The sequence below is a fragment of the Rufibacter tibetensis genome, from assembly GCF_001310085.1.
Lineage (GTDB): Bacteria > Bacteroidota > Bacteroidia > Cytophagales > Hymenobacteraceae > Nibribacter > Nibribacter tibetensis.
The window spans coordinates 1,356,098-1,381,964 of sequence record NZ_CP012643.1; the positions used below are offsets into that span (position 1 = coordinate 1,356,098).

Sequence of the window (25,867 nt, forward strand, 5' to 3'; positions counted from 1 at the left end):
TCTCCTGTTAACCTTGCTTTATTATAGTATAAGAGAACCTTTTTCAAGCATCCAGAACCGGAAAACCCACGCCGCTTACGCATCTTTTTTCTCCGCAAGTTTGCTTTCTGCGTACTGCGAGGGCAGGATGTTGTATTCCTCCTTAAAATACTTAGTGAAGTATTTTCGGTTGTTGAAGCCCACTTTGTAGGCGACCTCAGCCACTGTTAATTGGCTCTTTTCCAGAAACTGGAGGGCATGCTGCAAGCGTATCTTCCTAATGAATTCTACTGGCGACTGCCCCGTAATAGCTACCATCTTTTTATAGAGGTGCACCCTGCTCACACCCAGTTCCCGGCTCATTGCCTCCACTGATAACTCCGGATCACTCAGGTTGTCTTCCACGTACTTAATCGCCTTTCTTATAAGCTTATCGTCCAGTGACACGATCTCGTTTTCACTGGCTTGCACGCTCACTTTCTTCTCAAACACCTTCTGCAAAAGCTCACGTTGTGAAATCAGGTTTCTGATTCTGGATAGCAGCATGTCAAAGTTGAAGGGCTTGGTGAGGTAATCATTCGCGCCAATGTCCAAGCCTTTCAGTTTCTTTTCATCTGAAGTGTGGGCTGTGAGCAAGACAAACGGAATCTGGGAGGTTCTGGGATCAGACTTGATTTTCTTGCAGAACTCCATACCGTCTACCTCGGGCATCATGAGATCACTCACAATCAGATCTGGCAAAAAAGCTAGGGCTTTTTGCCAACCTTCTTTGCCGTCTTTGGCTTCCAGAATGTTAAAGTGGGGGCTCAGGCTATCTTTGAGGTAGAACCTGAAATCTTCGTTATCCTCTGCCACCAGCACTACCGGCTTGTGGTCTGCAAATGTTACGGGCCGTAATTTGGCCAAGGTTGGCTCTGTTTCCTGCTCAGTTTGAATTTCCGCTACCGCTTCAATTACGTCCGCTTTCTTGATGGATTCTTTCACCGGGATGGTCACCGTAAAGCAACTTCCTGCCCCTGGAGCACTGTCCACCGTAATCACGCCCCCGTGCAGGTGCACAAACTCCTGCACCAAGGCCAACCCAATGCCGCTGCCCTGGTTCATCATGTGACCCGGTACCGTGTCACGGAAGAACCGGTCGAAGATCTTTTTGTGGTTCTCCTTGGCGATACCAATGCCAGTATCGCGCACTTTCAACTCCAGAATCTTCAGGCCTTCAGAGGCGGCATCGGTGGCGTGGCAATGGAGTTCTACCTCAATGCGGCCTTGCGCGGGCGTGAATTTGAAGGCATTAGACAGCAGGTTGAACAGGATCTTTTCCAGCTTATCCTTGTCAAAGGAAACGGAAAGCGCTTCTACACTGGAGGCAAAAGACAAAGAGATATTCTTAGTGTCTGACAGGTCCACAAAGGAGTTGACCGTTTCCTGCACAAAGGCTACTACATCTCCTTTAGACGGTGAAAGCTTCATGTCTTCCACGTCCATTTTCTTGAAATCCAGCAGTTGGTTCACCATGTTTAGAAGCCGTTTGGCGTTCTTCTGAATCATCTGGTACTGGTGGTGCTGGTCCGGGTCATGCACTTCCTTCAGCAATTTCTCAATGGGGGCCAGAATCAACGTCAGGGGTGTCCGGAACTCATGGCTGATGTTGGTGAAGAACTTGATTTTAAGGAGGTCCAGCTCATGCAACTGGTGCGCGGCACGCCGCTCCTGCTCCAGTTCAAATTTGGTTTCCCTCTTTTTAAGTTCTACTCTTCTAATGAGTACCAACGCCATCAGGCCCAGAACTCCGTACAGCACAAAGGCAAGGGGCGTTTGCCAGAAAGGGGCCTGCACGGTGATCTCCATCTGGGTTTCGGTCTGGGTCCAGACGCCATCGTTGTTAGACGCCATCACTTTAAAGGTATAGTGCCCCGGGTCTAAGTTGGTGTAGGTAATTTTGCGGTTCTCTGACTCTACGGTATGCCACTCCTTGTCAAAGCCCTCTAGTTTGTAGCGGTACCGGTTCTTTTCCGGGTGGATGAAGTTCAGGGCCGCAAACTCAATGGAGAACACATTCTCATCATGCTCCAGCGTGATCTCTTTGGTATCTGAAACAGACTTGGCCAGAATCACACGCTCATTTACCGGCTTGCCTGCCTCCAGCGATTGGTTGAACAACTGAAAGTCTGTGAACACCAGGCGTGGCGCGGCGGTATTCTTTTGGATCTGTTTTGGCAAAAAGAGGTTAAAACCGTTGGCGCCGCCAAAGACGAGTTCTCCCCTGCGGGTGCGCAGCGCAGCGTTTTCATTGAACACTTTTCCCTGCAAACCATCCTGCTCATCAAAATTCCGGAAGCTATACCTGTATTCCTGTCCCACCTTCCGGATCATGAGGTGCGCGATGCCGCTATGAGTACTCACCCACAGCTGCCCCTCTTTGTCTTCCAAAATGGTGGTGATGGTGTTATTAGGCAACCCGTCTTTGGTAGTGAAATGGGAAAAGGAGTTATCCTGCTCATTGTAGAGGTCCAATCCTTCGCTGGTGCCAATCCATACCTGGTTTCGGCTGTCCCTGTGAATGAATTTGATATTGTTACTGATCAGGCTTTTGGGGTTCTTGGGGTCATGGAAGAAGTAGGAGCTTTTCCCGGTTTCCTTGTTAAATACATCCACGCCAAAGCCACCGCCTACCCATAGGTTCCCGTTCCGGTCTTCATTGATGGCGGAGATGTAATCACAGTGGATCGGGAATTTGCCTACTCCTATATTAGAATGTATAAAGCCGTTCTGCGTGGGGTCAAACAGTTCCAGGCCGCCCCGCAAGGTACCAATCCAGATGTTGCCTTTTTTATCTTCGTACAACTCCCAGATGCTGTTATCTGACAAGCTCCTGGGGTTCCCTAATTCATTTTTGTAGTGGGTGAAGGTCTTCCCATTGAACCGGGAAAGCCCACCCAGGTAGGTACCAACCCACAAGTTCTTGTTACGGTCAAGGAGCAGGCTTACCACCACGTCATTGGATAAGCTGTTCGCATCAGCGGGGTTGTGCCGGTAGTGGGTGTATTTTCCGGTGGCCCGGTCAAAGTACAGCAAGCCGTCTCCGTTGGTGCCAATCCATAAGTTGCCTTTCTCATCCTCGGCGAAGGCATTGATGTCATCATACGGCAGGCTCCCTGGAAGCGAGGCCTGGTGCCTGAACTGCGGAAAACGCACCAGGTTTTTATGATAGTAGTTGATGCCTTTCTTGAAAGTGCCTACCCAAATAATGCCTTGGTTGTCTTTGTACAACGCATTGATACTGTTGTGCACCAAGCTTTTCTCCACTTCTTCCTTGTGCCGGATGTATTGCACCGTGAACGAGTTCTTATCAACGAGGTTGATGCCACCATGGTCAGCGCCAATCCAGATTTTGCCCGCTTCTCCTTCAATAATGCCCCTGATCAGATTATTGGTCAGTTGCAGCCCGGCTGATGTCTTATGGAAATGCTGCAGCGTTTTAGCGCTGCTTTTATAAAAGTAAACGCCAACGGCACTCTCGCGCACGTAAAGCCAAAGGTCATTCGCGGAATCAACGGTTAAGGCATAGTCCAACGCTTCCTGGCTGTAGTTCCGGAAAATCTCGTCATTTCGCTCTACCACCTTCAGGGTCTTCGCGTCTAGTTTCTCCAGAATACCGTTTCTATGCACTACCCAGATATCGCCTTTGGTGGTTTGGCCTATGCTCGAAATGAAGTTGGAACTAAGGTTGGATTTGGCCGAAAAGGCGTTTTTCAACATCACCGAACTGCGCGTTTTGGTGTTGTACTTCACCAACCCCTGCCCTGCCACCACAAACCAGAAGTTTCCCTCGCGGTCTTTCAGGATGTCTTCTATATTGCTGTTGGCCGGCAGCTGATACTTTTTCAGGAAGGGTTCCTGGTTGCGGTGAAACTTCTCGGTGGCGGGGTCAAACACACAACTTCCCTGTAAGGTCTGCACCCAGATTTTACCGTCTGGCCCCTCCAGCAGGCGGGTCACATCATTGCTAATGATAGAGGTAGTGTCACTGGACTGGTACTTGTACACCTTGAGCTTGTACCCATCATAACGATTCAGCCCTCCGGCAATGGTGCCCACCCACAAATAGCCACGGCTGTCTTTCAGGAAGCATTTCACCTGGTTACTGGATAACCCTTGGTTTATGTCGATGAGCGAAAACCTGTATTGCTCCGGCACCTGGGCCCGCACCTGGACTACCAACCCCAGGAACATCCATACCACTCCTATCGCTCTATTGAAACCCATAATTAACTTTTAGCAGCAACCCTTCAAAGAGGAAAATCTCTCCCGCAGGCCCCGCTTTCCTTTATCGTTTATACCACCGGCACTTTACTGTAGACACTGCCAGCACCCTTACAACCCCGGTACGAAAAGCCTTCGGTCATTTTGATCCTTATTTCTCAAAATCAGGCCTAAAACCGGCTCCACCTTTTCTTTCAAGCTAATGTTTTCAGTTATCATTCCATCCCAATCTGGTCCAAGCTTCCTCCAGATCTGTTTTTATCAGATGGAAGGATTTTTGGGGAATTTCTGAAAACCGGCCTCAAAGCAAAAGCTTCGGTTTACGTCCTTTCGCAACCTGCACCTCTTCAAAAAAATTCATTTGATGCGTGTACCTCACTTTTCACAGGAAATAACAAAAAAGAACCCGCTCCTGAAAGAGCTACTGCACACAAGGCTTTCTCAAAGATAGCTGCTTTGACCAGACCAGAGAAGGACCAAATGTTTCCTTTTACTGGCTTATTTGTTAAGGATGCCCCAAAGCCTCAGCAGCACTCAAAAAGTTGCCTTATACTTGTATGATGATAGTTCCGGGACGTTCAAAATCTTGGGCTCAGAACCATTAACCAACCAACACAAAACATGAAATATTATACCCCATTGGCGTTGGCACTTGCCCTGGGACTGCAGGCCTGCAGCTCTACCCAGACAAGCCAATCTGCCGCGTCAGCAGCTTCCGCATCTGCCGCCACCAGCACGGCTCCTGCGGCAAAGGCGACCGACAAACAGATTGAGGATTTGATCGCGAAAATGACGGTGGAGGAGAAAGTTGGGCAAATGACCCAGCTCACCATTGACGTTATCCTGAAAGGCAACGAAGTGGCCACCGTAGACACGGCCAAACTCAGAAATGTGTTGGTGAACTACAACGTGGGTTCCATCCTGAACGTGCGCAACCGGGCTTACACTATTGACGAGTGGCACACTGTCCTGAATGCCATCCATGATGTGACCGACAAAACCCGCCTGAAAATTCCGGTAATCTATGGGATTGACGCCATCCACGGAAACAACTACCTGGCTGGTACTACCCTTTACCCGCACAACATCGGCATGGCCGCCACCCGTAATCCTGAATTGGTGAACCGCCTAGCACAGATTACCGCCCTGGAAACCAGAGCCGCCGGTCTTCCGTGGAATTTTGACCCGGTATTGGACGTCGGCCGCCAGCCGCTTTGGCCTCGTTTTGAGGAAACCTTCGGCGAAGACGTGTTTGTGGTGAAAACCATGGGCGCTGCTGCCATCAGAGGCTACGAGCAAAACGGCAAAGGACCAGATTTCACGGTGGCATCGTGCATGAAGCACTTTCTGGGCTACTCGTACCCTTCTACCGGCAAAGACCGCACGCCTTCTTACATTCCAGAGCAGATGCTGCGCGAGATTTTTCTTCCGCCGTTCAAAGCAGCTGTGGAAGCTGGTGCTTCTACCGTCATGATCAACTCCGGTGAGATCAACGGTGTTCCGGTGCACGGAAGCAAGTATTACCTGACCCAGATCCTGCGCAACGAGCTAGGCTTTGAAGGCGTGGCCGTGTCTGACTGGGAAGACGTGATTCGCCTGCACACCCGTCACAAAGTGGCCGCTACACCAAAAGAAGCGGTGAGAATGTCTGTAGAAGCCGGTTTGGACATGAGCATGGTGCCTACTGACTTCTCGTTCTACGACCACCTGGTTGCTTTAGTAAAAGAAGGCACTATCTCTGAAGACCGTATCAACCTTTCGGTGCGCCGTATCCTTACCCTGAAGAAGAAACTTGGTTTATTTGAGCAGGTGAGACCAAAAGCTGCCCTGAAAAACACCATCCACAAGCCGGAGTTTGACCAGGTTTCTTTGCAGTCTGCACTGGAAAGCCTTACCCTGCTTAAGAACAACAACAATGTGTTGCCGCTCAAGAAGACGGGCAAGATTGTAGTAGCCGGTCCAACGGCCAACACCCTGGCGGCATTGCACGGCAGCTGGTCGTATATCTGGCAAGGAACCGATGAAACACAATACCCGACCAAAGCCAAGACAGTGGTACAAGGTTTGATTGCTGAGATTGGCAAAGACCGCGTGATTTCCCGTTCGGTGGCTGATTTTGCAAATGCCGCTAATTACAACGTGGCTCAACTGAAAAGAGACGCTGCTCAGGCGCAGGCTATTGTACTTTGCTTGGGAGAGAAAGCTTACGCTGAAAGCCCGGGCGTGATTGATGACCTGGATTTGGAAGAAAACCAACTGGCCTTGGTGAGAGCCGCCAAAGAAACCGGCAAACCCGTGATCATTGTGTTGCTGGAAGGCCGTCCGCGCGTGCTTTCTTCGGTGGAGCCGCTGGCTGATGCTGTTCTTATGGCTTACAGACCAGCTACGTTTGGTGCCGCAGCCATTGCCGATGTGCTCTTCGGGGATTACAACCCAGATGGCGTGCTGCCTTTCACCTATCCACGCTTCTCCGGCGACGTGCTGACCTATGACCACAAAGGCACGGAGATCATCCGTGAGGATATTCCTAACGCGGCTGGTAACCGTGGTTTCAATCCGCAGTGGCCGTTTGGGCACGGTTTAAGCTACACCACCTTCGCCTTCTCTGATCTGCGCGTAAACAAAACCACCTTCAGCAACAATGACAACCTGCAGGTGACCGTGAAAGTGAGAAACACCGGAAGCAAAGCCGGCAAGAAAGCGGTGGAACTGTACAGCCACGACCAATTTGCCAGCATCACGCCAGCCGCCAGACGCCTGAGAGCTTTCTCAAAGGTGTCTCTGCAGCCTGGTGAGGAGAAAGAAGTAAGCTTCACCATCTCGGCCAAAGACCTGGCCTTCGTGAACGAAGCCGGCAAATGGGTAACGGAACCCGGCGCTTTCGACCTGATGGTTGGCGACCAGAAAACAACGGTAACTCTCCAGTAATTTCTAACCCAGAATGAGCAAGCTTTCTGTTTTAGGTTCTGTTTTCACAAAAGCAGTCTTAAAACGGAAAGCTTGTTTTCATTTAATCCTTATCACCAAACCAGAGGTACTTCCTGGCTGATGCTTTACGCCTGTTTTGTTTAAATCAGCCTGTAAATAATAAATTGAACGTTCACCAGCCAGGTTTAATAACAGTAATCAGTTCTAAAAAAGCTTTTCTACATGGTTAAGAATTTCACCAGACCTTTTCTTCGCCTTACCTCTGCAGCCATGCTGGCGCTAGGGATCATTAGCTTTGGGTGCAAAAGCACCGTCCCAAAGAAATCTACCGCAACCCAAACGCCCGTGGAAAAACATGGCGATTTGAACGTCGTGGGGACTAAGATTGTGGACCAGAACGGCAAAGTGGTGCAGTTGCGGGGCATGTCTTTCTTCTGGAGCCAGTGGCAAGGCGGCTTTTACAACCGATCTATGGTAAAATGGCTCAAAAACGACTGGCAGAACACCATCGTTCGGACGGCCATGGGCGTAGACATGGGTGGTTACCTGAAGAACCCCGAGGCGGAGAAAGAAAAGGTGATCAGGTTGGTGGAATCGGCCATTCAGGAAGGCATTTACGTGATCATTGACTGGCACGACCATGAGGCGCACAAGCATACCGAGGAAGCAAAAGCCTTTTTCGCGGAGATGGCCCAGCGCTTCGGGCAGTACCCCAACGTGATTTATGAGCCCTACAATGAGCCCTTGGAAAACACAGATTGGGCCACGGAGATCAAACCGTATCACGAAGCCGTAATCCGGGAAATTAGGAAGTATGACCCTGATAACCTCATTGTTTGCGGCACCAGAATGTGGTCGCAGCGGGTGGATGAGGCTGCCGAGAACCCCATTCTGCAACGGAACATCGCCTACACCCTCCACTACTACGCCGCCACCCACAAACAGGAACTGCGCGACATCGCCACTCAAGCCATCAACAAAGGAGCAGCGCTGTTTGTGACGGAATTCGGCACCTGCGCCGCTGACGGAAACGGCAAGGTAGACGAAGCAGAATCCAGGGCCTGGTGGGCTTTTCTGGACCAGCACCAGATCTCCTGGTGCAACTGGTCAGTAGCCGACAAAGACGAAGCGGCCTCAGCCCTGAAACCGGGCTCTCCTACTACTGGCCCCTGGACCGAAGCCCATATCAGCGCTTCCGGTCAACTGGTTAGGCAGGAGCTGTTAGGGAAAGCGAAGTTGGAGAAGCAGTAATTCCATAAGCCCCAGCTAGAAAAGTATAAAAGGAAAGACCTGCACCATTGAATTGGGCAGGTCTTTCCTTTTATAGACTTTGAACTATCGTTTCAGGCCTCTTTTCTAAAACCAGGCCCTAAACGATTCCTGATTTAGATAAACACCCTAGAACCGGAGTAATTCTGGCGGAACTCTTTGGGTGTGCACCCGTTTTTGCGCCGGAAAATGCGGTTGAAGTAAGACAGGTTGTTGAACCCACATTTGAATGAAACCTCAGAAATGGTCTCGGTGGTGTCAATGAGCATGCGGGAGGCGTGGCCCAACCTGATTTCGTTAAGGCTTTCAATGAAGGTTTTTCCTGTCCGTTTTTTGATAAACCTACTGAAAGAGACTTCGGGCATGTTCACTACTTTAGCCACATCGGCTAAGGAAACCTCTTTGTCATAGTAGGTTTGCATGTACTCAAAGGCCTTCTCTATTCTTCGGCTGTAATAATTGAATTGGTCCGAGGTGAAGGAGCTGTTGGAGAGCGTCCGCATGTTGCGGGAAATAGACAAATCGTGCAGAATGGAAATCAGTTCCAGCACAGAGTCAAAGCCACCTTTCTGGGTTAACAGTTCCAGACGGGGCCTGAACGTTTCCTTTATCTCGCGTGAAAAGGAAATGCCTTTTGCGGCCCTTTCCAGCAAGGTCCTGATAAAACTCAACTGATTCCGGCGCAGAAACTTCTCGTCCAGCAAGTCTTTGTGAAACTGGATGGTGATCTCCACTATTTCTTCGCTCTTGCACTGGTGCGTAAACCATCCGTGGGGCAGGTTGCTGCCTACCAGTACCAACTCCAGATCATCAATAATTTCAACGTGGTCCCCCACTACCCGTTTGGCGCCGGCAGCGTTGTAAATGAAGTTTAACTCAAAATCCTCGTGGTAATGGAGCGGAAAGTTAAACTCCTGCTTTACCCTGGAGAAGATGGTGAAGCAATCATTCTGGGTTAAGGGCGTAATTTCACGGTAAATAGAGCTCATAACACTAGGTATATAGTGTCAAGGTACAAATAAGGATTAGAATTAAGGTAAGAACGTTAAAAAAATACTAGTCTGTCATTCTTTTAGAATCATCATTCTTTTATTAAAACAAGCAATTAAGAACTGAACCACACAGTTCATCTTTTAAATGATGAACTATAGCTACTTATCTGTATTTACATTATTTACATTAATTTTAATAACTTAATAATATAATAAAAACACCTTAAATTGCCAGCAGAAATATCAATAATCAATACAGTTCTTACAAATCCACACACAAGCACACCTAAGTTTTAATCTATAGCCCACTTACGTTTCAAGCCAGTTTCAATCAAACAATCGCTAAAATAGTATTACTAGTAAGTTTTAAAACTATGTAGTTTTGTAATGAAGCTAATTACCTTTTTGGGTCTTTGTTTAAGGACAAGCAGAAACAGGTAGTTCTTCTTTTCTCCAGCGTATTTCCTTACCTGAAGACTAAGAAGAAACTAGCTCCGCAGCAGCGAAAACCTATTTTCCATGTCAGGTTGTTTACCTGATTTGAAAGGCAAAGGCAATTGTTTTCTGCTGATCTACCTCCACCAGAAGTTTTACAGACTGATACTATGATTAGAATATTACTGGCATCTTTCTTCCTGGCGTTTACATTTTCCTCTTCGGGGCAGACTCTTACGCCCATCAACAAGAAAGCTACCCCAGAGACCAGGAACCTGTACGCCAACCTGAAACGCCTATCGCAGAAAGGCATTATGTTCGGGCATCAGGATGCGCTGGCGTACGGCATGGGTTGGAAATATGAACCGGGCCGTTCAGACGTGAAAGAAATCGTGGGCGAGTACCCCGCGGTAGTAGGCTGGGATCTAGGCCACCTGGAACTGAAGCACACCGTTAACCTGGACAGCGTGCCGTTTGACAAGATGCGGCAGTTTGCGCAGGAAGTATACGCCAATGGAGGCCTTAATACCATTAGCTGGCATTTGAACAATCCGCTGGACCCAACCAAAACCAGCTGGGACCCCATGGATTCTACCATCCAGCATTTGTTCAAAGACAAGAAAGCCCTGAAGCGTTACAAGTCGTGGTTAGAGGATTTGGCCGGTTTTATGAGAAGCCTGAAAGGACCCAACGGCGAGCTGATTCCGGTGATATTCCGTCCGTTGCATGAGCATACCGGCAGTTGGTTCTGGTGGGGCCGCAAGCATTGCTCTCCGGAGGAATACAAGCAGATGTGGCGCTTCACCGTAGATTATTTGCGCAAGAAGAAAGCCAACAACCTGCTGTTCGCCTACTCCACCGACCGCTTCACTTCCCGCGAAGATTACCTGGAGCGCTACCCCGGCGATGATTACGTGGACATTGTAGGCTTTGACATTTACCACCGCCCGCCTGCTGACACGGCGCAACTAGCCCAGGCAAACCAGACCTTCATCAAAGAAACCCGCCAGATGGTGGAGACGCTGCGCCAGATTGGCCAGGAGAAAAATAAAGTCTGGACCTTGAGCGAAACGGGCCTGGAGACGCTTCCTATTGCCGACTGGTGGACGAACGTGCTTACTCCCATTGTGAAAGACGCCGGTTTGTCTTACGTAATGGTGTGGCGCAACGGAAGACCAGACCACTATTATGCGCCATATCCGGGCCAGAAAAGCGAGGCAGATTTCAAAACCTTCTATAACAACCCCAACGTGTTCTTCATTAAGAAAGTAGCACAGGAAAAGTTGTACGCCCCGCCAGCTCAGAACAAATAATCGCATTCAACCCACGCCTCCTTACCCACTAACAAACACCTTCAACCCTTTCTCATGAAACTAACCGCGCTGGATATCAGCATCATTTTCCTCTACCTCATAGCGGTGGCGGCAATAGGGCTAATCTTGCAGAAGAGAGCAAAAGCCAACAAAGAGGCGTACATGTTGGGCGGCAACACCCTTCCGTGGTATGCCTTAGGCCTCTCTAACGCCTCGGGGATGTTTGACATCTCGGGCACCATGTGGATGGTGATGCTCGGGTTTGTGTATGGCCTCAAAAGCATCTGGATTCCGTGGTTATGGCCATCTTTCAACCAGATCTTCCTGATGATGTTCCTGGCCGCCTGGCTTCGCCGCTCCAACGTGACCACCGGCGCCGAATGGATGTTGACTCGTTTCGGTCGGGGGAAAGATTCTAACAAGTCTCACGCTATTGTGGTGGCGTTTGCGCTGTTGAGCTGCCTGGGCTTCCTGGCGTATGGTTTTATAGGCCTGGGTAAGTTCGTGGAGATCTTCGTGCCATGGTCGGCAGTGCAGCCATACGTGCCGTTCACTGTTTCCCCTGAGTTCGTGCCTCACTTCTACGGCATGATCTTTACGCTTTTTGCGGTGTTCTACTCCATTCTGGGTGGTATGGCCAGCATTGTGTGGGCCGATGTACTGCAGTACGCCATCATGACCGCCGCTTCCATTGTGGTGGCGGTTTTGGCCATGAACAACCTGGAGACCACGCCGCTCAACGTTCCCGAGGAATGGAAAACGCCTTTCTTTGGAGCTACCCTGAACATGGACTGGACCGGCATCATTGACGATGTAAATGCTAAGATCCAATCAGACGGCTACTCGCTCTTCGGAATCTTCTTCTCGCTCATGGTCTTCAAAGGAATCCTGGCCAGCTTGTCGGGACCTACGCCTAACTATGACATGCAGAAGATCCTTTCTTCCCGCTCTCCGGCTGATGCCGCCAAAATGAGCGCCTTCGTTTCAGTGGTGCTGATTCCTACGCGGTACCTGATGATCATGGGCTTTACGGTGCTGGCCATCCTGAACTACGATCAACTAAACCTGCAATCGGCCAGCGGCATTGACTTTGAAAGAATACTTCCGGCCGCTATCCAGCGGTTCGCGCCAACTGGCGTCATGGGGTTGATCCTGGCTGGTTTGTTGGCCGCTTTTATCGGAACCTTTGCCGGCACGTTGAATGCCGCCCAGGCTTACCTGGTGAATGACGTGTACCTGCGGTACATCAACCCCAAAGCTTCCAACACCGCCGTGAACCGCATGAACTACGCCACAGGTATTGTGGTGGTGCTGGTAAGCATGGCGGTGGGCTTCTTCGCGAAGGACGTAAACAGCCTGTTGCAGTGGATTGTGGCCGGTCTGTACGGGGGTTATATCTCGGCTAACGTGCTGAAATGGTACTGGTGGCGCTTCAACGCCAATGGCTTCTTCTGGGGCATGTTGGTAGGTATCATAGCAGCCCTGATCTTCCCCTACTTCACTAAAGGGCTGGACCTCTACTACTTTCCGTGGCTGTTGCTCATCTCTTTAACGGGTAGCCTCATTGGTACCTACACCGCCCCCCCTACTGACATGGAAACCTTGAAAGGCTTCTACCGCAATGTTCGTCCGTGGGGCTTCTGGAAACCAGTGGCCGAGCAGGTGAAAGCCGACGATCCTTCTTTTGTGGAGAACAAGAACTTCGTATTGGACATGTTCAACGTGGTCATTGGCGTGGTTTGGCAGATGAGCCTGACGTTGCTTCCTATTTACCTGATCCTGACCATGTACACCGAGCTTCTGGTTGCCTTCGGCATTATGGCGGTGTGCACCCTCATCCTGAAGAAAACCTGGTGGGACAAATTGCCCAAAGACGGCGATTCTGTGGCCGCTACCCTTAAACGTAAATTAGTTTCTGTTTCATAAATCATCGGCGGCTCCTGGCGGGCCGCTTTCATACCCTTTTTCAAAAATCACCATGGAAAACATCTTCCAAAATAGACAAAGAGCAATAGAGCAGTTCCATTCTGACCTGATCTCCAGAAAGAACGAGAAGCAGCCCCTTGGCAACGGCATCTATGACAGATATAAATACCCCATCTTAACCAATCAGCACGCCCCTATCACTTGGCGCTACGACCTGAACCCGGAGACCAACCCGTACTTCATGGAGCGGATTGGCATCAACGCGGCTTTCAATTCCGGCGCCATCAAACTGAATGGCAAGTACCTGCTGGTGGTGCGGGTGGAAGGCAACGACCGCAAGTCTTTCTTCGCGGTGGCAGAGAGCCCGAACGGGATTGACAACTTCAAATTCTGGGAGAAACCCATCACCATGCCCGAAACCAACGAGCCGGACATCAACGTGTACGACATGCGCGTGGTGCAGCACGAAGACGGCTGGATTTACGGCCTGTTCTGCACTGAGCGCAAAGACCCGGACGCCAAACCCGGCGATGAGTCCTCGGCAGTGGCCCAATGCGGCATTGCCCGTACCCGCGACATGGTGTCCTGGGAGCGCCTGCCGGATTTGAAATCCACTTCTCCGCAGCAACGCAATGTGGTCTTGCACCCAGAGTATATCAACGGCAAATACGCGCTGTACACCCGTCCGCAGGACAGCTTTATTGAGGCGGGCAGCCGCGGCGGGATTGGCTGGGGCTTGACCGATTCTATGGAGAATGCAGTGGTGGAAGAGGAATTCATCTTGGACCCTAAGACCTATCACACCGTCTATGAGGTGAAGAATGGTCAGGGTCCCGCTCCTATCAAGACTGAGAAAGGCTGGCTGCACCTGGCGCACGGCGTCCGGAACACTGCCGCCGGGCTACGCTACGTGCTGTACATGTTCCTGACGGATCTGCAGGACCCATCTAAAGTTATCGCGAAACCAGGCGGACACTTCATTGCCCCTGAAGGCGAGGAAAGAGTGGGCGACGTGTCAAACGTGACCTTTGGCAACGGCTGGATTGTGGACGAAGACAGCACCGTGTTCATCTACTACGCGTCTTCAGACACCAGAATGCACGTGGCTACCTCTACCGTAAACCAGTTGCTTGATTACGTGCTCAACACCCCCGCTGATGGATTTCGTTCTGCCGCCTCGGTGCAGCAAATCAACCTTTTGGTGGACAAAAACCAAGCCTTCGTGAACAGCAAAAAGCACGTGATGGCCCCAGAACTAAACAGCACAAATTAATGGCTTCCGCTTCCCCTACCTCTCTTGCCTCCCAACTTTCGGTTTACCAACAAGAGATGGAAACCGAGTTGGAGAGAATACTGGCGTTCTGGTCTGAGAAAACACTGGATCACCAGAACGGCGGGTTCGTGGGGCAGATAGACAACACGGGCGCGGTAAATCCCGAGGCACCCAAAGGCAGCATCCTGAATGCCCGCATCTTGTGGACGTTCTCGGCGGCGTACTGGCACACCAGAAAAGAGGAATACCTCACCATTGCCACCAGAGCCTTTGACTACCTGATTACCTCCTTCCTGGATACTACCCACGGCGGTATCTACTGGATGGTGGACCCCAAAGGTCAGCCTTTGAACACCCGCAAGCAGATCTATGCGCTGTCGTTCACCATCTACGGCATGAGCGAGTTCCACCTGGCAACGCAAAACGAGAAGGCACTACAGGTAAGCCAAGAGCTTTTCCGCTGGATTGAGAAAAACAGCTTCGATCCGGAGCAGGGTGGTTATCTGGAAGCCTTCAGCCAAACGGGCGAACTGCTGGAAGACCTGCGCTTGAGCGAAAAAGACCGCAACGATCCCAAAACCATGAATACGCACCTGCATATTCTGGAAGCCTATGCCAACCTGTACCGCGCCTGGCCAGACCAGCAGTTAGGCAATCAGCTGAGAAGATTAATTGAGGTGTTTCTGGAAAAGATTGTGGATACTTCCACCGGACACCTGAAGCTTTTCTTTTCCCGTGACTGGATTTCTTCTCCCAACCTGATTTCCTACGGGCATGACATTGAAGCCTCCTGGCTGTTGCAGGAAGCGGCAGAGGTGCTAGGCAATGAGGCGCTGCTTTCCAGAGTAAAAGAAGTTGCCCTCACCATAGCCAACGCCACTTCTGATGCTTTGCTCCCAGATGGTAGCCTGTACCATGAACTTAACGTGGATGAGAACCACTATGACAAACACCGTGAGTGGTGGGTGAGCGCCGAGGCGATGGTTGGTTTCTTCAACGCCTTTGAACTAACCGGCTCTGAGGAATTCCTGCATTGGTCGCTGAACGCCTGGCAGTTTGCCAAAACCTACTTTCTGGATTTGGAGCAGGGCGAGTGGCACTGGGGCGTGCACGATGATTACACCCTCATGTCAAAAGAAGATAAAGTAGGTTTTTGGAAATGTCCTTACCACAATGCCCGAGCCTGCTTGGAGATCATTCACAGATGCAAGAAAGAACTGAGCCGCAGTTAAGAAGAGCTTTCCCCGCTTTCAGGCTGTTTTCCTGAAATGCGCCTGAAAGCGGGAAGAAGCTTCCTTCAACCGTAGAAACAGAAACGTGCCTGTTTGTAGCAAACAACCTTTACCCTTACCTGAAATGAAAACACTTGTACACAGGCTTGCAAAGTTTTCCGGGCAGGCGCCTGCCGTTTGGCTGGCGCTGGTGGTTTTTCTGCTGACGGCTCTTCCTTCTAAAGCCGCGGACATCAAACTGGAAGCCGAGGACGCTACGCTTACCGGCGTCACGGTTGCCAGGGCGAATGCGGGCTATTCTGGTACGGGTTATGTGCAGGGCTTTGACAACTCGTTCGCGAAGAATGTGCGCTTCACTGTCAATGTTCCCACTACCGGAATCTATGATTTAACCATCCGCTACGGCACCCCTTCCAGCGAGAAAGGCTACGTGCTGGAGGTAAACGGTCAGCGTTCTGAAGGCATGTTTCCCTTTGTGGCCGGCTATGGAACTGCCCAAAGCGGCAAGTACCAGTTAACCGCGGGTACCAACACCATCACCATCGGTGGTGGCTGGGGATTTTACACCCTTGACTACATCAACCTGAGTCCGGCTACTATTCCGTTGCCCGCCAAACCACTTAAGACGTTAACCGATCCCAACACCACTGCTTCCACCAAGAACCTGTTCTCTTACATGGTGGACCTCTACGGCACCAAAGTGTTGGCAGCGCAGCAGGAAACCAACGCTCTACAAGAGATTGATTACGTGCGCACGCACTCAGGAAAAGACCCAGCCATTGGTTCTTTTGACCTGATTGAGTACTCGCCGTCCCGCATTCAGCACGGGGCGAATCCAGCGGGCTTTTCTGAAAAGGCCATCCAATGGGCCAACAGAGATCAAGGCCGGGGCATTATCAGTTTGATGTGGCACTGGAACGCTCCCACAGACCTCATTAATCAGGCACCCGACAAGCTTTGGTGGAGCGGTTTCTACACCAGGGCCACCACCTTCAATTTCGCGGCGGCACTCGCCGATAAAAACGGGGCCAAGTACCAACTCATGCTCAGGGACATTGACGCCATTGCGGTAGAACTGAAGAAATTCCAGGCGCAGGACATTCCGGTGCTGTGGCGCCCACTGCACGAAGCAGCCGGCGGTTGGTTCTGGTGGGGTGCCCAGGGTGCCGCGCCTTTCAAGGAGCTTTGGCAAATTTTATATGACCGGCTCACTAATCACCACAACCTGCACAACCTCATTTGGGTCTACACCGCCGAACGAGGCAAACCCGAGTGGTACCCCGGAGACGCGTACGTGGATATAGTGGGCATTGACATCTATGAAAACACCGCCGTAGCCTCTAACCTGAGCGGCCAATGGACCGAACTTCAGGCCATGTTCAACGGCAAGAAACTTGTTACGCTCTCTGAGACCGGCAACCTTCCCAACCCAGACTACATCAGAACCTTCGGCACGTGGTGGTCCTGGTTTGCGGTTTGGAACGGCGCCGATTTCATCCGGAAACAGCCTAGCAGCCTCATCCATTCCGTCTTCAACGACCCGGATGTGATTACGCTGGACGAACTGCCGGACTGGCGAAACTACCGCTCCGTGACGGGCATTGACCTGGAGAATACATTCACCCACCTTTCGGTGTACCCTAACCCGGCTAATAGTGGGCAACTAACCATCAGAATCACGGTTACCTCCCCGGTAAAAGCCACCTTCACCTTGTTCAACGCCACTGGAGCCAAAGTAGCCGAAGTATCTAAGCAGTTCACCAGCGGGGCAAACCAGGTCCAAATACCACTTAAAAATTTTCCAAATGGCATCTATGTACTTTCCATCCAGAAAGGTGCTGAGCAGATTTGCAGAAAAGTGGTAGTGCAGAAACAGTGACCTTGAGAAGAAGGCTTTTGGCCTGCTTCCAATCACAGCCTGTTTTTAGAAAAAAGCCATGAAAGCAGGAAGCAGATGCTCCCTTGAAGCTGAACAAATCCATTCGATCCAATACCGATTCCCAAATAAACTTCTGACGAAACACATGAAAAAACTATTGCTCTCCTTAGCGGCCCTCACGCTATCGTTTACGGCCTTCAGCCAGGGAAACAACTATGTTCAGAACTACAAGAAGTTTGAAGGCTTAGCCATGACCCCGCCCATGGGCTGGAACAGCTGGAATAAATTTGCCTGCAACGTAGACGAGAAACTGATCCGGGAAACCGCTGATGCCATGGTGAGTTCGGGCATGAAAGCCGCCGGTTACGAGTATATCAATATTGATGACTGCTGGCACGGTGACCGCGACAGTTTAGGCTTCATCCAACCAGATCCCAAGCGTTTTCCCTCAGGCATGAAAGCCCTGACCGACTACGTGCATTCCAAAGGATTGAAGCTAGGCATCTACTCTGATGCCGGTTCCCAGACCTGTGGTGGCCGCCCAGGCAGCCGCGGCTACGAGTTCCAGGATGCCCAGCAGTACGCCAAGTGGGGAATCGATTACCTGAAATATGACTGGTGTAACACCGAAGGCCTGAAAGCTGAGGGTGCCTATAAAACCATCGCCGCTGCCTTGCAAAGAGCCGGTAGACCAATGGTGCTCAGCATCTGCGAGTGGGGTACTGATAAACCTTGGGAATGGGGTCCGGCCGTTGGGCATCTGTGGAGAACCACCGGCGACATCTATAATTGCTTTGACTGCGTGAAAGACCACGGTACCTGGAAATCATGGGGCGTGATGCAAATTCTGGATAAACAAGAAGGCTTGCGTCAATATGCAGGCCCAGGCCATTGGAATGACCCAGACATGATGGAAGTAGGTAATGGAATGACTGTAAACGAAGACCGCGCGCACTTCACTATGTGGAGCATGCTGGCCGCCCCGCTCATCGCTGGAAACGACCTGCGCAATATGAGCAAGGAAACCATCGCCATCCTAACCGACAAAGAAGTTCTCGCCATTAACCAGGACAAACTAGGCATCCAGGGCTTGAGACTCTCGGTTAAAGACAGCCTGGAAACGTGGGTGAAACCGCTGGACGGCGGCAAGTGGGCCGTGACCTTCCTGAACCGCGCCAAGAATCCGCAGAAAGTAAATTTCGACTGGAAGAAAACGCCCATTACTGATGACTTTGCCAAAAGAGAGCTGAACGCCGGCAAAACCACCTACAAGATTCGGAACGTGTGGACGAAGAAAAGCCAGGGCACAACCAAGAAAGCCTTCGAGGCCACCGTACCTGCGCATGACGTGGTGCTATTGGTATTGTCAGAATAGCTAACTTGTTTTCCAATTAAGGCCTGTTTTGCAGAAAGCAGGCCTTAAACGCTTTTACAGCAGAACGCCCGGGTTACTGCCACTTCTGCTTACCTTAAAAACTCACGCAACCATTCAGAGAACATGAAACTGAAAACATTAGGCAAACTTTTCTTAGGCATGCTAATCACCGGAGTTACCTCCTCGGCGGGAGCCGTCTCGCTTCCGGCCATCATCGGGAACCACATGGTGTTGCAACGCAATGCCGAAGTGACCATCTGGGGTTGGGGCAACACCGGCGAAGAAGTCACCGTGACCGGAAGTTGGGACAATAAACCGGTAAAAACCAAAGTGAGCAACCTGGCCAGGTGGGAAGTAAAACTGCAAACCTCCGCCGCTGCTGGTCCGCAGACCGTAACGGTGAAAGGCTACAATACCATTGTGCTGGAAGACGTGCTGCTGGGCGAAGTCTGGTTATGTTCGGGCCAGTCTAACATGGACTGGAGCGCCAACGCCGGCATTGACAACGCTGAGCAGCACGTGAAAGAAGCCAACTACCCGTCCATCCGGTTCTTCCAGGTGGGTAAGCGCTCCGCCGATGCTCCGCAAGTGGACCTGCAGGGCCAATGGGTGGTGTGTACCCCAGAAACCATGAAACACTTCAGCGCTGTGGGTTACTTTTTCGGGAGAGAGATCCACCAGAACCTGAAGGTGCCCGTTGGGTTGATCAACAGCAGCTGGGGCGGCACCCCGGCCGAGATCTGGTTTAGTGCGCCGGCCATTGCGTCTAACCCTGTTTTAGCAGAAGCGGCCGCGAAACGCAAAGAAGTGGAATACGGTCCGGTACAGCCGGCCAAAGCCTACAACGCCATGATCGCGCCGCTCATCCCCTTCCGCCTGGCGGGTGCCCTGTGGTACCAGGGCGAATCCAACGTAGATGCTCCTGACGTGTATGCCCAGATGCTGCCCGCCCTCATCCAGGACTGGCGCACTGCCTGGAAGAATGATTTCCCCTTCTACTATGTGCAGATTGCGCCTTACAAGTACGGCGGTGCCGAAGAATGGCCACGCTTAGCCGAAGCCCAGCTGAAAACCTTAAGCGTTCCGAATACCGGTATGGCCGTAATCAGCGACGTGGGCAACATAGACGACATTCACCCCCGAAACAAGTTAGACGTAGGCAAACGCCTCGCCGCGCTGGCCCTGAACAAAACCTACGGCCAAAAAGAGGTGCCTTTTTCTGGTCCCATCTACCGTGAAATGAAGAAAGAAGGAAACAAGATTCGCCTCTACTTTGACCATGCAGACCAGGGCTTGGCGGTAAAAGGCAAAAAACTCACCCAGTTTGAGATTGCCGGTGAAGACCAGAAGTTCGTGCCTGCCCAGGCTAAAATAGACGGAAAAACTGTGGTAGTCAGCGCCAAAGGCGTGAAGAACCCGGTAGCCGTACGCATGGGCTGGAGCAACACCGCCAACCCAAATCTCTTCAACAAAGCTGGCCTTCCCGCCTCAGTTTTCAGAACCGATACTTGGACTAAGAAATAGCAGCCTTTAACTCAATTTTCAGCCAATTTCTGAAAGACGGCCATAAAAAAATGTATTCTCCCCCCTCCCTATGTCATCCTGAAAGGATCTTGTGGGCGAACTAGAATGACATTTCTAAAACGCTTTTACAGTTCGCCCACAAGATCTTTCCAAGATCACAGAAGGGACAATAAATTGAAAGATTGGCTTCCCTTTGGCTCTCTTGCTCTAACAATCCGTTTCGGGCAAACTACTTAAAAAACACATGAAGAATATCTACTTCCTACTCGCGCTCCTTTGCTCCACTTTAACCCAGCTTTACGCTCAAAAAACAGCTGACTTTGTAAAGACAGACGGACACATGTTCACGCTTGGCGGCAGGCCTTACTACTACATAGGTACCAATTATTGGTACGGTGGCCTATTGGCTTCTACCGGCCAGGGCGGTGACCGCACCAGACTCACCAAAGAGTTGGACCTGCTTAAAAAGGTAGGCGTAACGAACCTGCGTGTGTTGGCCGGGGCCGAAGGTCCGAACAACCAACCCTACCGCGTTTCACTTGGACTGCAAATGTCGCCCGGCGTGTACAATGACACGTTGTTGGCAGGATTAGACTTCCTCCTCGCCGAGATGGCTAAACGAGACATGAAAGCCGTGCTGTACCTGAACAACGCCTGGGAATGGTCGGGTGGCTTTAGCCAATATGTCAACTGGAACACCAACGTGCCTATTCCTTACGCCCTGGCCAACAACAATGACTGGGCTAGCTTCATGAAGTACTCCGGGCAGTTTCTCCAGTGCGATCCGTGCAAGCAGCAGTTCGCTGACCACATCAGATACATGCTGAGTCGCACGAACCAGTACACAAACAAGAAGTACACCGAAGACCCCACCATTATGTCATGGCAGATCGCGAACGAGCCCCGCGCTTTCTCCATGGCCAACGTGCCGGCGTATGACCAATGGATCAAGAGCACCGCGGCCCTCTTCAAATCTCTGGACAAAAACCATCTGGTATCTACCGGATCGGAAGGCTCTCACGGTTCAGAAGGCTCTATGGAGGTGTTCAAACAAGTCCACACCGATCCTAACATTGACTATTTCACCATGCACATCTGGCCTAGAAACTGGGGCTGGCTGGACAGTAAAAACATTGCCGGCACCCTGGACTCCGCCATTGTGAAAACCAATCAATACATGGAGCGCCACATCGCGTTTGCGCGGGAGCAGAAGAAGCCCATCGTGCTGGAGGAGTTCGGCCTGCAGCGGGACAATAATGAGTTCAGCCCTTCCGCCAAAACCACGTTCCGGGACTGGTATTATCAAAACGCCTTTGAACGGGTGCTTATCAGTGCCAAAGAAAAAGACGCCTTGGCCGGAGCTAACTTCTGGGCCTTCAACGGAACCGCCCGTCCTCACCCCACCCGACACTTTTGGAAACCCGGTGACGCCCTGATGGGCGATCCTCCGCAGGAAGAGCAGGGCTTGTATGGCGTGTATGATACAGACTCCACCATGCCCCTTATTGCCAAATACACCAAGGCGGTAAAGAAAGCTGGTAAGAAAAAGAAGAAGTAAGCATGAGCAAAGGCATAAAAAAAAGGAAGAGGTAAAACCTCTTCCTTTTTTTTATGCCTTGTACACGTAAACCTAGCTTTTTGCTGCACCGTTCGTATGCCTAAAAAGCATCATTTTGAACGCTACTTCACTCTTATATTCCTACTGATTTGTACTACCTGCTGTGAAAGAACCAATAGATCATACGACCACTCAAGCTCCCCTTCCCCCTCCAGAAAAGCCCTCCTTCAAAGAAGCGCTCCTGTTTTGGCTCAAGCTGGGGTTTATCAGTTTTGGCGGACCCGCCGGGCAAATTGCCATCATGCACCAGTTTGTGGTGGAGCAGAAGCGGTGGGTTTCTGATTCCCGGTTTTTGCACGCGCTCAACTATTGCATGCTGCTGCCCGGCCCCGAGGCCCAGCAGTTAGCGACGTACCTGGGCTGGCTCATGCACGGGGTACGGGGTGGATTGGTAGCCGGAATTCTGTTCGTGCTTCCTTCAGTGTTTATTCTCTTTGGCCTGAGTGCCGCTTATGTTTCTTTCGGAACAATCCCGTGGGTGTCGGCGCTGTTCTACGGACTAAAGCCAGCGGTGGTAGCTATTGTGATTCTGGCTCTCATTAAGATTGCTGGAAAGTCACTGAAAAGCTGGTTTCATTATGCCATAGCAGCCATCAGCTTTGTGTGCATCTTCTTTCTGCACGTGCCGTTCCCCTATATCATTCTGGGAGCCATTGCCATCGCGTTTGCGCTACAGAAACTGAATCCTTCCTTCTTAGCAGAGAAACCTGCTACGGCCAAAACCCAAAGCAATGAGGAAGGTTACTACCTGAACGCGAACAGTGCAGTAGCTGGGGCAGGTGCCAATCTGAAACAAAGTGTAATCCGATTGGTAGTGACGGTGGTTTTGTGGGCGGTGCCGCTGGTTCTGTTTTACGTGCTTACCAGCAATTTTCCTTTCTGGAATACCCTTATTCTCTTCTTCACTAAAGCTGCGTTGATCACCTTTGGAGGTGCCTACGCGGTACTGCCGTACGTGGCCCAGGTAACGGTAGAGAACTTAGGTTGGCTCACCAAATATGAAATGATAGACGGATTGGCTTTGGGCGAAACCACGCCGGGTCCGCTCATAATGGTGTTGGCGTTTGTGGGGTTTATGGCCGGGTATAACCAATATGCTGGTTCTTTGGCCATGGGCGCCCTGGGGCTCTTCACCACTACGTTTTATACCTTCCTGCCTTGCTTCCTGTTTATTCTGGCGGGTGCCCCGCTCATAGAGCGCACGAGAGGAAATGCCGCCGTCAAATCAGTGTTGGGCGTAGTCACGGCGGCAGTGGTAGGCGTGGTCCTTAACCTGACAGTCTACTTCGGCCAAGCCGTTTTATTCCCCAAGGAACTCTCTTTGGCAGGGCTGGATTACTTCGCCCTGGCCTGGACCGTGATTTCTTTTGTTGCCATGTACCGCTTCAAGATCGGCATGATCACCTGGATCATCATCAGCGCTCTGGCAGGATTAGGATACTATTTAGTAACTGGACTGTCCTGACATAAAAAATGCGCAGGGGCTACTTGCGCATTTTAAAGTTATTTTTTCAAAGGAGCACCTACTGGAATACTGCAATCGTGGCCCGGCTGCCCATGGGGTGGATTCAAGCCTTTCGCAGTGGAAATAGGTGGTCCGGTTGGAAGCACGGGTGCTGGTGGTAAGCCCACCGGAGCAGGACCAGTCACGGAGGCTGGTCTGGCAGGTGAACTCAAAGGTGCTCCTACCTGAATATCACAGCGGTGGCCGGGTTGACCGTGAGCCGGATTTAAACCTGCGGCAACAGCCGGTTGAGTAGAAACTTGCACAGGCTGCCCAACGGTTGCAGCAGGAGATGGTGTGGTTACTGCGGGGGAACCTACGGGCAAACCAGTATTCTGCTGTTGGTTTGTTTGCGTGGCTGCGGTGTCGCTGCTTTTAGAGCAACTTGCAAAGCAAAAAAGGGAGGCTGCCAGAGCTATTTGAATTGTATTCTTCATAAGAAAATTAAAAGCATAAAAGACGCCCGCTTGATTGGAGCGAACGATACCACAAGATAAGTAAAAGCTGGGAAAGGCTTTCTGCTTTCTTCAGAAAGCCCCTGTTTGCCCGCCGTATTTCCAAAAAGAACCCCGTAAGTTTCAATTTAGCATTGGATTCTGCGGGAACTTAGAAAGCTTTGATTTGGAGGCGAACACCAGCATCTGGATCATCACGCCTATGGCAATAACCAGAATCAGCTCAAATTGAGTAAGGATGGCAGAGCCCGCAATAATCTGTTTTGACTGCTCATTCAACCGCTTTCCTTCGGCTACCTGAATATGAGACAGACGGTTCAGGTGCTCAGATGCCCCCTCGTACTGCTTGTCCAGCAAGCTTTTGATTTGAACTGTTTCCTGGCCATTAGCAGACAGGAGCATTAACTGGCTTTCCAAGCCCCTTAGTTTGGCCAAGTTGTGTTTGAAAGACCTGAAATACACGGCCTCTTCTTTGGTAAGCTGGGTTTTCCCATACTCTACTAAAAGACCAGAAATGGCTGCGTTGTTCTGCTTCAGCTTCTCAGGCAGCACGCTGAAATCCTGTGCATGGAAACCTGCTTCTATCATCATCTTTTTCTGGTACAGGTGCCCTGAAAGCTGATAAATGTAGCTTTCCACCAACAACCGGTCTTCATAGACAGTAGCGAACGAGGTTCCTAGTTTGGTTACGTTCTTGCTATCCATCATATTCTTGGCGAGCACCAACACCAGCACGATGGCCAGAAGAAGCGCGGCCTTTGTTTTATGCCTTACACTATATACCCATTTCATCTTTGAAGAAAGTAAAGGATTGAAAATAACAGGCGGGGAAAAGCACTTACAAGAAAACGAGTCTTCGGCACTATCTTCAGAAGAAAGGAAACAGGCTTCTCCCTACTCTGAAGATACAACATTTTACCTTAAAAACCAGCTACTTACCTTTTACTCCACCCTACTCTCTGGCACCAGATACGTACCTAAAAAACGGATAGAAAGCAGCAAAAGCATATCTCTTATTCAGGGGCTAATTTCATGAAAATGGCCCCTGAATTCAGCTTAGGCCCACCTGGAATTCATCTCCAGAAAGAAGACATCGTTTTCTTCCCGGGAGGCTTTTCTCCTGACCTCTGAGGTGCCAAAGCCTACTTCCAGTTCCCCGTTGTCAATGCGCTGCATCACTGAATCTGCAAACTCATCTAGCGGTACCCCGAAGGTATGCAGCCCGGTCCCACCCAGATCAGTGTTCACGGCGGGAGGCACAATCTCCACCACTTCCACGCTGGTTTTGGAAAGCAGGTACCACAAAGATAGGGTGAAGGAATGCAGCGCCGCCTTGGTGGCACAATACACCGGCGCGAAAACACCCGGCGTAAAGGCCAAGCCCGAGGTCACGTTGATAATAACCGCGGTAGGCTGCTGGCGCAAATGCGGCACAAACAGGCTGCTCAGGTGAATGGGCGCCTCCGGGTTGATAGCGATTTCCTGCTGCGTCTGGCTCCACTCCTCCTGCTCGTCTACCAGGTTTACCCACCGCTGGATACCGGCATTGTTCACCAGTACATTCAATTCAGGAAACTCAGCCGTAGTCCATTCCAGTAAAGCGATGCGGTCGGCTTCGCAGGCTACGTCGCAGGCAATGGTGTGGATCTCGGGGTACTGGGTCTTTACCTCATTAAGTTTATCGGCCCTACGGCCGCAGATGATGACGGTGCTGCCGGCTTTCAGAAAACGTTCGGCAATGGCAAGGCCAATTCCGGAACCTCCTCCGGTGACCAGTACGGTATTTCGGGCTAATTTCATTTGGTAGGTATGAAGGTGGTAAGATGAACTTGTTTTACTTCTCCCCTATGGCAGAGGTTCTATGATTGGCAATCTGGTTTCATTTGGAGGCTGTTTTTCGAA

General features: G+C 50.9%; 16 protein-coding genes. 11 read left to right on the top strand and 5 right to left on the bottom strand.

The features are described 5' to 3' along the window. Positions 1-75 precede the first annotated feature (75 nt). Positions 76-4,245 carry a hybrid sensor histidine kinase/response regulator transcription factor gene (locus tag DC20_RS05225; protein ID WP_062542863.1) on the bottom strand — a complete coding sequence of 1,390 codons (4,170 nt, stop codon included), beginning with the start codon at positions 4,243-4,245 and terminating at the stop codon, positions 76-78. 618 nt (positions 4,246-4,863) lie between these two features. Here DC20_RS05225 and DC20_RS05230 point away from each other — a divergent pair. Both DC20_RS05230 and DC20_RS05235 read left to right on the top strand, forming a co-directional pair. After that, positions 4,864-7,170: a glycoside hydrolase family 3 N-terminal domain-containing protein gene (locus DC20_RS05230; protein WP_062542864.1), complete on the top strand. Its 2,307-nt coding sequence runs from the start codon at positions 4,864-4,866 to the stop codon at positions 7,168-7,170. Between the two features lie 222 nt (positions 7,171-7,392). Continuing rightward, a complete protein-coding gene (locus tag DC20_RS05235) occupies positions 7,393-8,421 on the top strand; it encodes a glycoside hydrolase family 5 protein (RefSeq protein WP_157593056.1) in 1,029 nt (342 codons plus the stop codon). A gap of 134 nt (positions 8,422-8,555) precedes the next feature. Here DC20_RS05235 and DC20_RS05240 read toward each other — a convergent pair whose 3' ends face one another. After that, the gene (locus DC20_RS05240; RefSeq protein ID WP_062542865.1) at positions 8,556-9,428 is read right to left on the bottom strand and encodes an AraC family transcriptional regulator; all 873 of its coding nucleotides are present in this window, start codon (positions 9,426-9,428) and stop codon (positions 8,556-8,558) included. 608 nt (positions 9,429-10,036) lie between these two features. On the opposite strand from DC20_RS05240, the gene DC20_RS05245 reads away from it, so the two are divergent. From DC20_RS05245 to chrA, 9 genes are all read left to right on the top strand, one after another. Beyond that, the gene (locus DC20_RS05245; RefSeq protein ID WP_062542866.1) at positions 10,037-11,179 is read left to right on the top strand and encodes a glycoside hydrolase family 26 protein; all 1,143 of its coding nucleotides are present in this window, start codon (positions 10,037-10,039) and stop codon (positions 11,177-11,179) included. 54 nt (positions 11,180-11,233) lie between these two features. Beyond that, entirely contained in the window at positions 11,234-13,105 is a 1,872-nt protein-coding gene (locus DC20_RS05250) for a sodium:solute symporter family protein (protein WP_062542867.1), read from the top strand. 52 nt (positions 13,106-13,157) lie between these two features. Beyond that, positions 13,158-14,378: a glycoside hydrolase family 130 protein gene (locus DC20_RS05255; protein WP_062542868.1), complete on the top strand. Its 1,221-nt coding sequence runs from the start codon at positions 13,158-13,160 to the stop codon at positions 14,376-14,378. Beyond that, positions 14,378-15,610 carry an AGE family epimerase/isomerase gene (locus tag DC20_RS05260; protein WP_062542869.1) on the top strand — a complete coding sequence of 411 codons (1,233 nt, stop codon included), beginning with the start codon at positions 14,378-14,380 and terminating at the stop codon, positions 15,608-15,610. The genes DC20_RS05255 and DC20_RS05260 overlap by 1 nt, the downstream gene beginning before the upstream one ends. 124 nt (positions 15,611-15,734) lie before the next feature. After that, complete coding sequence (locus DC20_RS05265; protein WP_062542870.1) at positions 15,735-17,489, top strand: glycosyl hydrolase; 1,755 nt, start codon at positions 15,735-15,737, stop codon at positions 17,487-17,489. A 145-nt stretch (positions 17,490-17,634) separates the two neighbouring features. Further along, positions 17,635-18,864, top strand: a complete 1,230-nt coding sequence (locus DC20_RS05270) for a glycoside hydrolase family 27 protein (protein ID WP_062542871.1) — start codon at positions 17,635-17,637, stop codon at positions 18,862-18,864. Positions 18,865-18,987: 123 nt separating this feature from the next. Beyond that, positions 18,988-20,388 (top strand): sialate O-acetylesterase, encoded by a 1,401-nt coding sequence (locus DC20_RS05275; RefSeq protein WP_062542872.1) that lies wholly within the window; start codon positions 18,988-18,990, stop codon positions 20,386-20,388. 244 nt (positions 20,389-20,632) lie between these two features. Then, on the top strand, positions 20,633-21,946 hold the full coding sequence (locus tag DC20_RS05280) for a glycoside hydrolase 5 family protein (RefSeq protein WP_071885382.1): 1,314 nt from the start codon (positions 20,633-20,635) through the stop codon (positions 21,944-21,946). A 163-nt stretch (positions 21,947-22,109) separates the two neighbouring features. After that, complete coding sequence (gene chrA, locus DC20_RS05285; protein ID WP_218918737.1) at positions 22,110-23,471, top strand: chromate efflux transporter; 1,362 nt, start codon at positions 22,110-22,112, stop codon at positions 23,469-23,471. A gap of 38 nt (positions 23,472-23,509) precedes the next feature. Here the strand turns inward: chrA and DC20_RS05290 are convergent, their stop codons facing one another. The 3 genes from DC20_RS05290 to DC20_RS05305 all read right to left on the bottom strand — a co-directional run bounded on the left by DC20_RS05290 (position 23,510) and on the right by DC20_RS05305 (position 25,765). Continuing rightward, the gene (locus DC20_RS05290; protein ID WP_062542874.1) at positions 23,510-23,947 is read right to left on the bottom strand and encodes a hypothetical protein; all 438 of its coding nucleotides are present in this window, start codon (positions 23,945-23,947) and stop codon (positions 23,510-23,512) included. 141 nt (positions 23,948-24,088) lie between these two features. Beyond that, positions 24,089-24,757, bottom strand: coding sequence for an MCP four helix bundle domain-containing protein (locus DC20_RS05295; RefSeq protein WP_071885383.1), 669 nt, complete (start codon positions 24,755-24,757; stop codon positions 24,089-24,091). Positions 24,758-25,021: 264 nt separating this feature from the next. Beyond that, on the bottom strand, positions 25,022-25,765 hold the full coding sequence (locus DC20_RS05305; RefSeq protein ID WP_062542877.1) for an SDR family oxidoreductase: 744 nt from the start codon (positions 25,763-25,765) through the stop codon (positions 25,022-25,024). Between the last annotated feature and the right edge of the window lie 102 nt (positions 25,766-25,867).

Bases quoted from the DNA above. Each gene is read 5' to 3' on its own strand.
- DC20_RS05225 (WP_062542863.1), bottom strand. From the start codon at position 4,245: ATGGGTTTCAATAGAGCGATAGGAGTGGTATGGATGTTCCTGGGGTTG.
- DC20_RS05230 (WP_062542864.1), top strand. From the start codon at position 4,864: ATGAAATATTATACCCCATTGGCGTTGGCACTTGCCCTGGGACTGCAG.
- DC20_RS05235 (WP_157593056.1), top strand. From the start codon at position 7,393: ATGGTTAAGAATTTCACCAGACCTTTTCTTCGCCTTACCTCTGCAGCC.
- DC20_RS05240 (WP_062542865.1), bottom strand. From the start codon at position 9,428: ATGAGCTCTATTTACCGTGAAATTACGCCCTTAACCCAGAATGATTGC.
- DC20_RS05245 (WP_062542866.1), top strand. From the start codon at position 10,037: ATGATTAGAATATTACTGGCATCTTTCTTCCTGGCGTTTACATTTTCC.
- DC20_RS05250 (WP_062542867.1), top strand. From the start codon at position 11,234: ATGAAACTAACCGCGCTGGATATCAGCATCATTTTCCTCTACCTCATA.
- DC20_RS05255 (WP_062542868.1), top strand. From the start codon at position 13,158: ATGGAAAACATCTTCCAAAATAGACAAAGAGCAATAGAGCAGTTCCAT.
- DC20_RS05260 (WP_062542869.1), top strand. From the start codon at position 14,378: ATGGCTTCCGCTTCCCCTACCTCTCTTGCCTCCCAACTTTCGGTTTAC.
- DC20_RS05265 (WP_062542870.1), top strand. From the start codon at position 15,735: ATGAAAACACTTGTACACAGGCTTGCAAAGTTTTCCGGGCAGGCGCCT.
- DC20_RS05270 (WP_062542871.1), top strand. From the start codon at position 17,635: ATGAAAAAACTATTGCTCTCCTTAGCGGCCCTCACGCTATCGTTTACG.
- DC20_RS05275 (WP_062542872.1), top strand. From the start codon at position 18,988: ATGAAACTGAAAACATTAGGCAAACTTTTCTTAGGCATGCTAATCACC.
- DC20_RS05280 (WP_071885382.1), top strand. From the start codon at position 20,633: ATGAAGAATATCTACTTCCTACTCGCGCTCCTTTGCTCCACTTTAACC.
- DC20_RS05290 (WP_062542874.1), bottom strand. From the start codon at position 23,947: ATGAAGAATACAATTCAAATAGCTCTGGCAGCCTCCCTTTTTTGCTTT.
- DC20_RS05295 (WP_071885383.1), bottom strand. From the start codon at position 24,757: ATGAAATGGGTATATAGTGTAAGGCATAAAACAAAGGCCGCGCTTCTT.
- DC20_RS05305 (WP_062542877.1), bottom strand. From the start codon at position 25,765: ATGAAATTAGCCCGAAATACCGTACTGGTCACCGGAGGAGGTTCCGGA.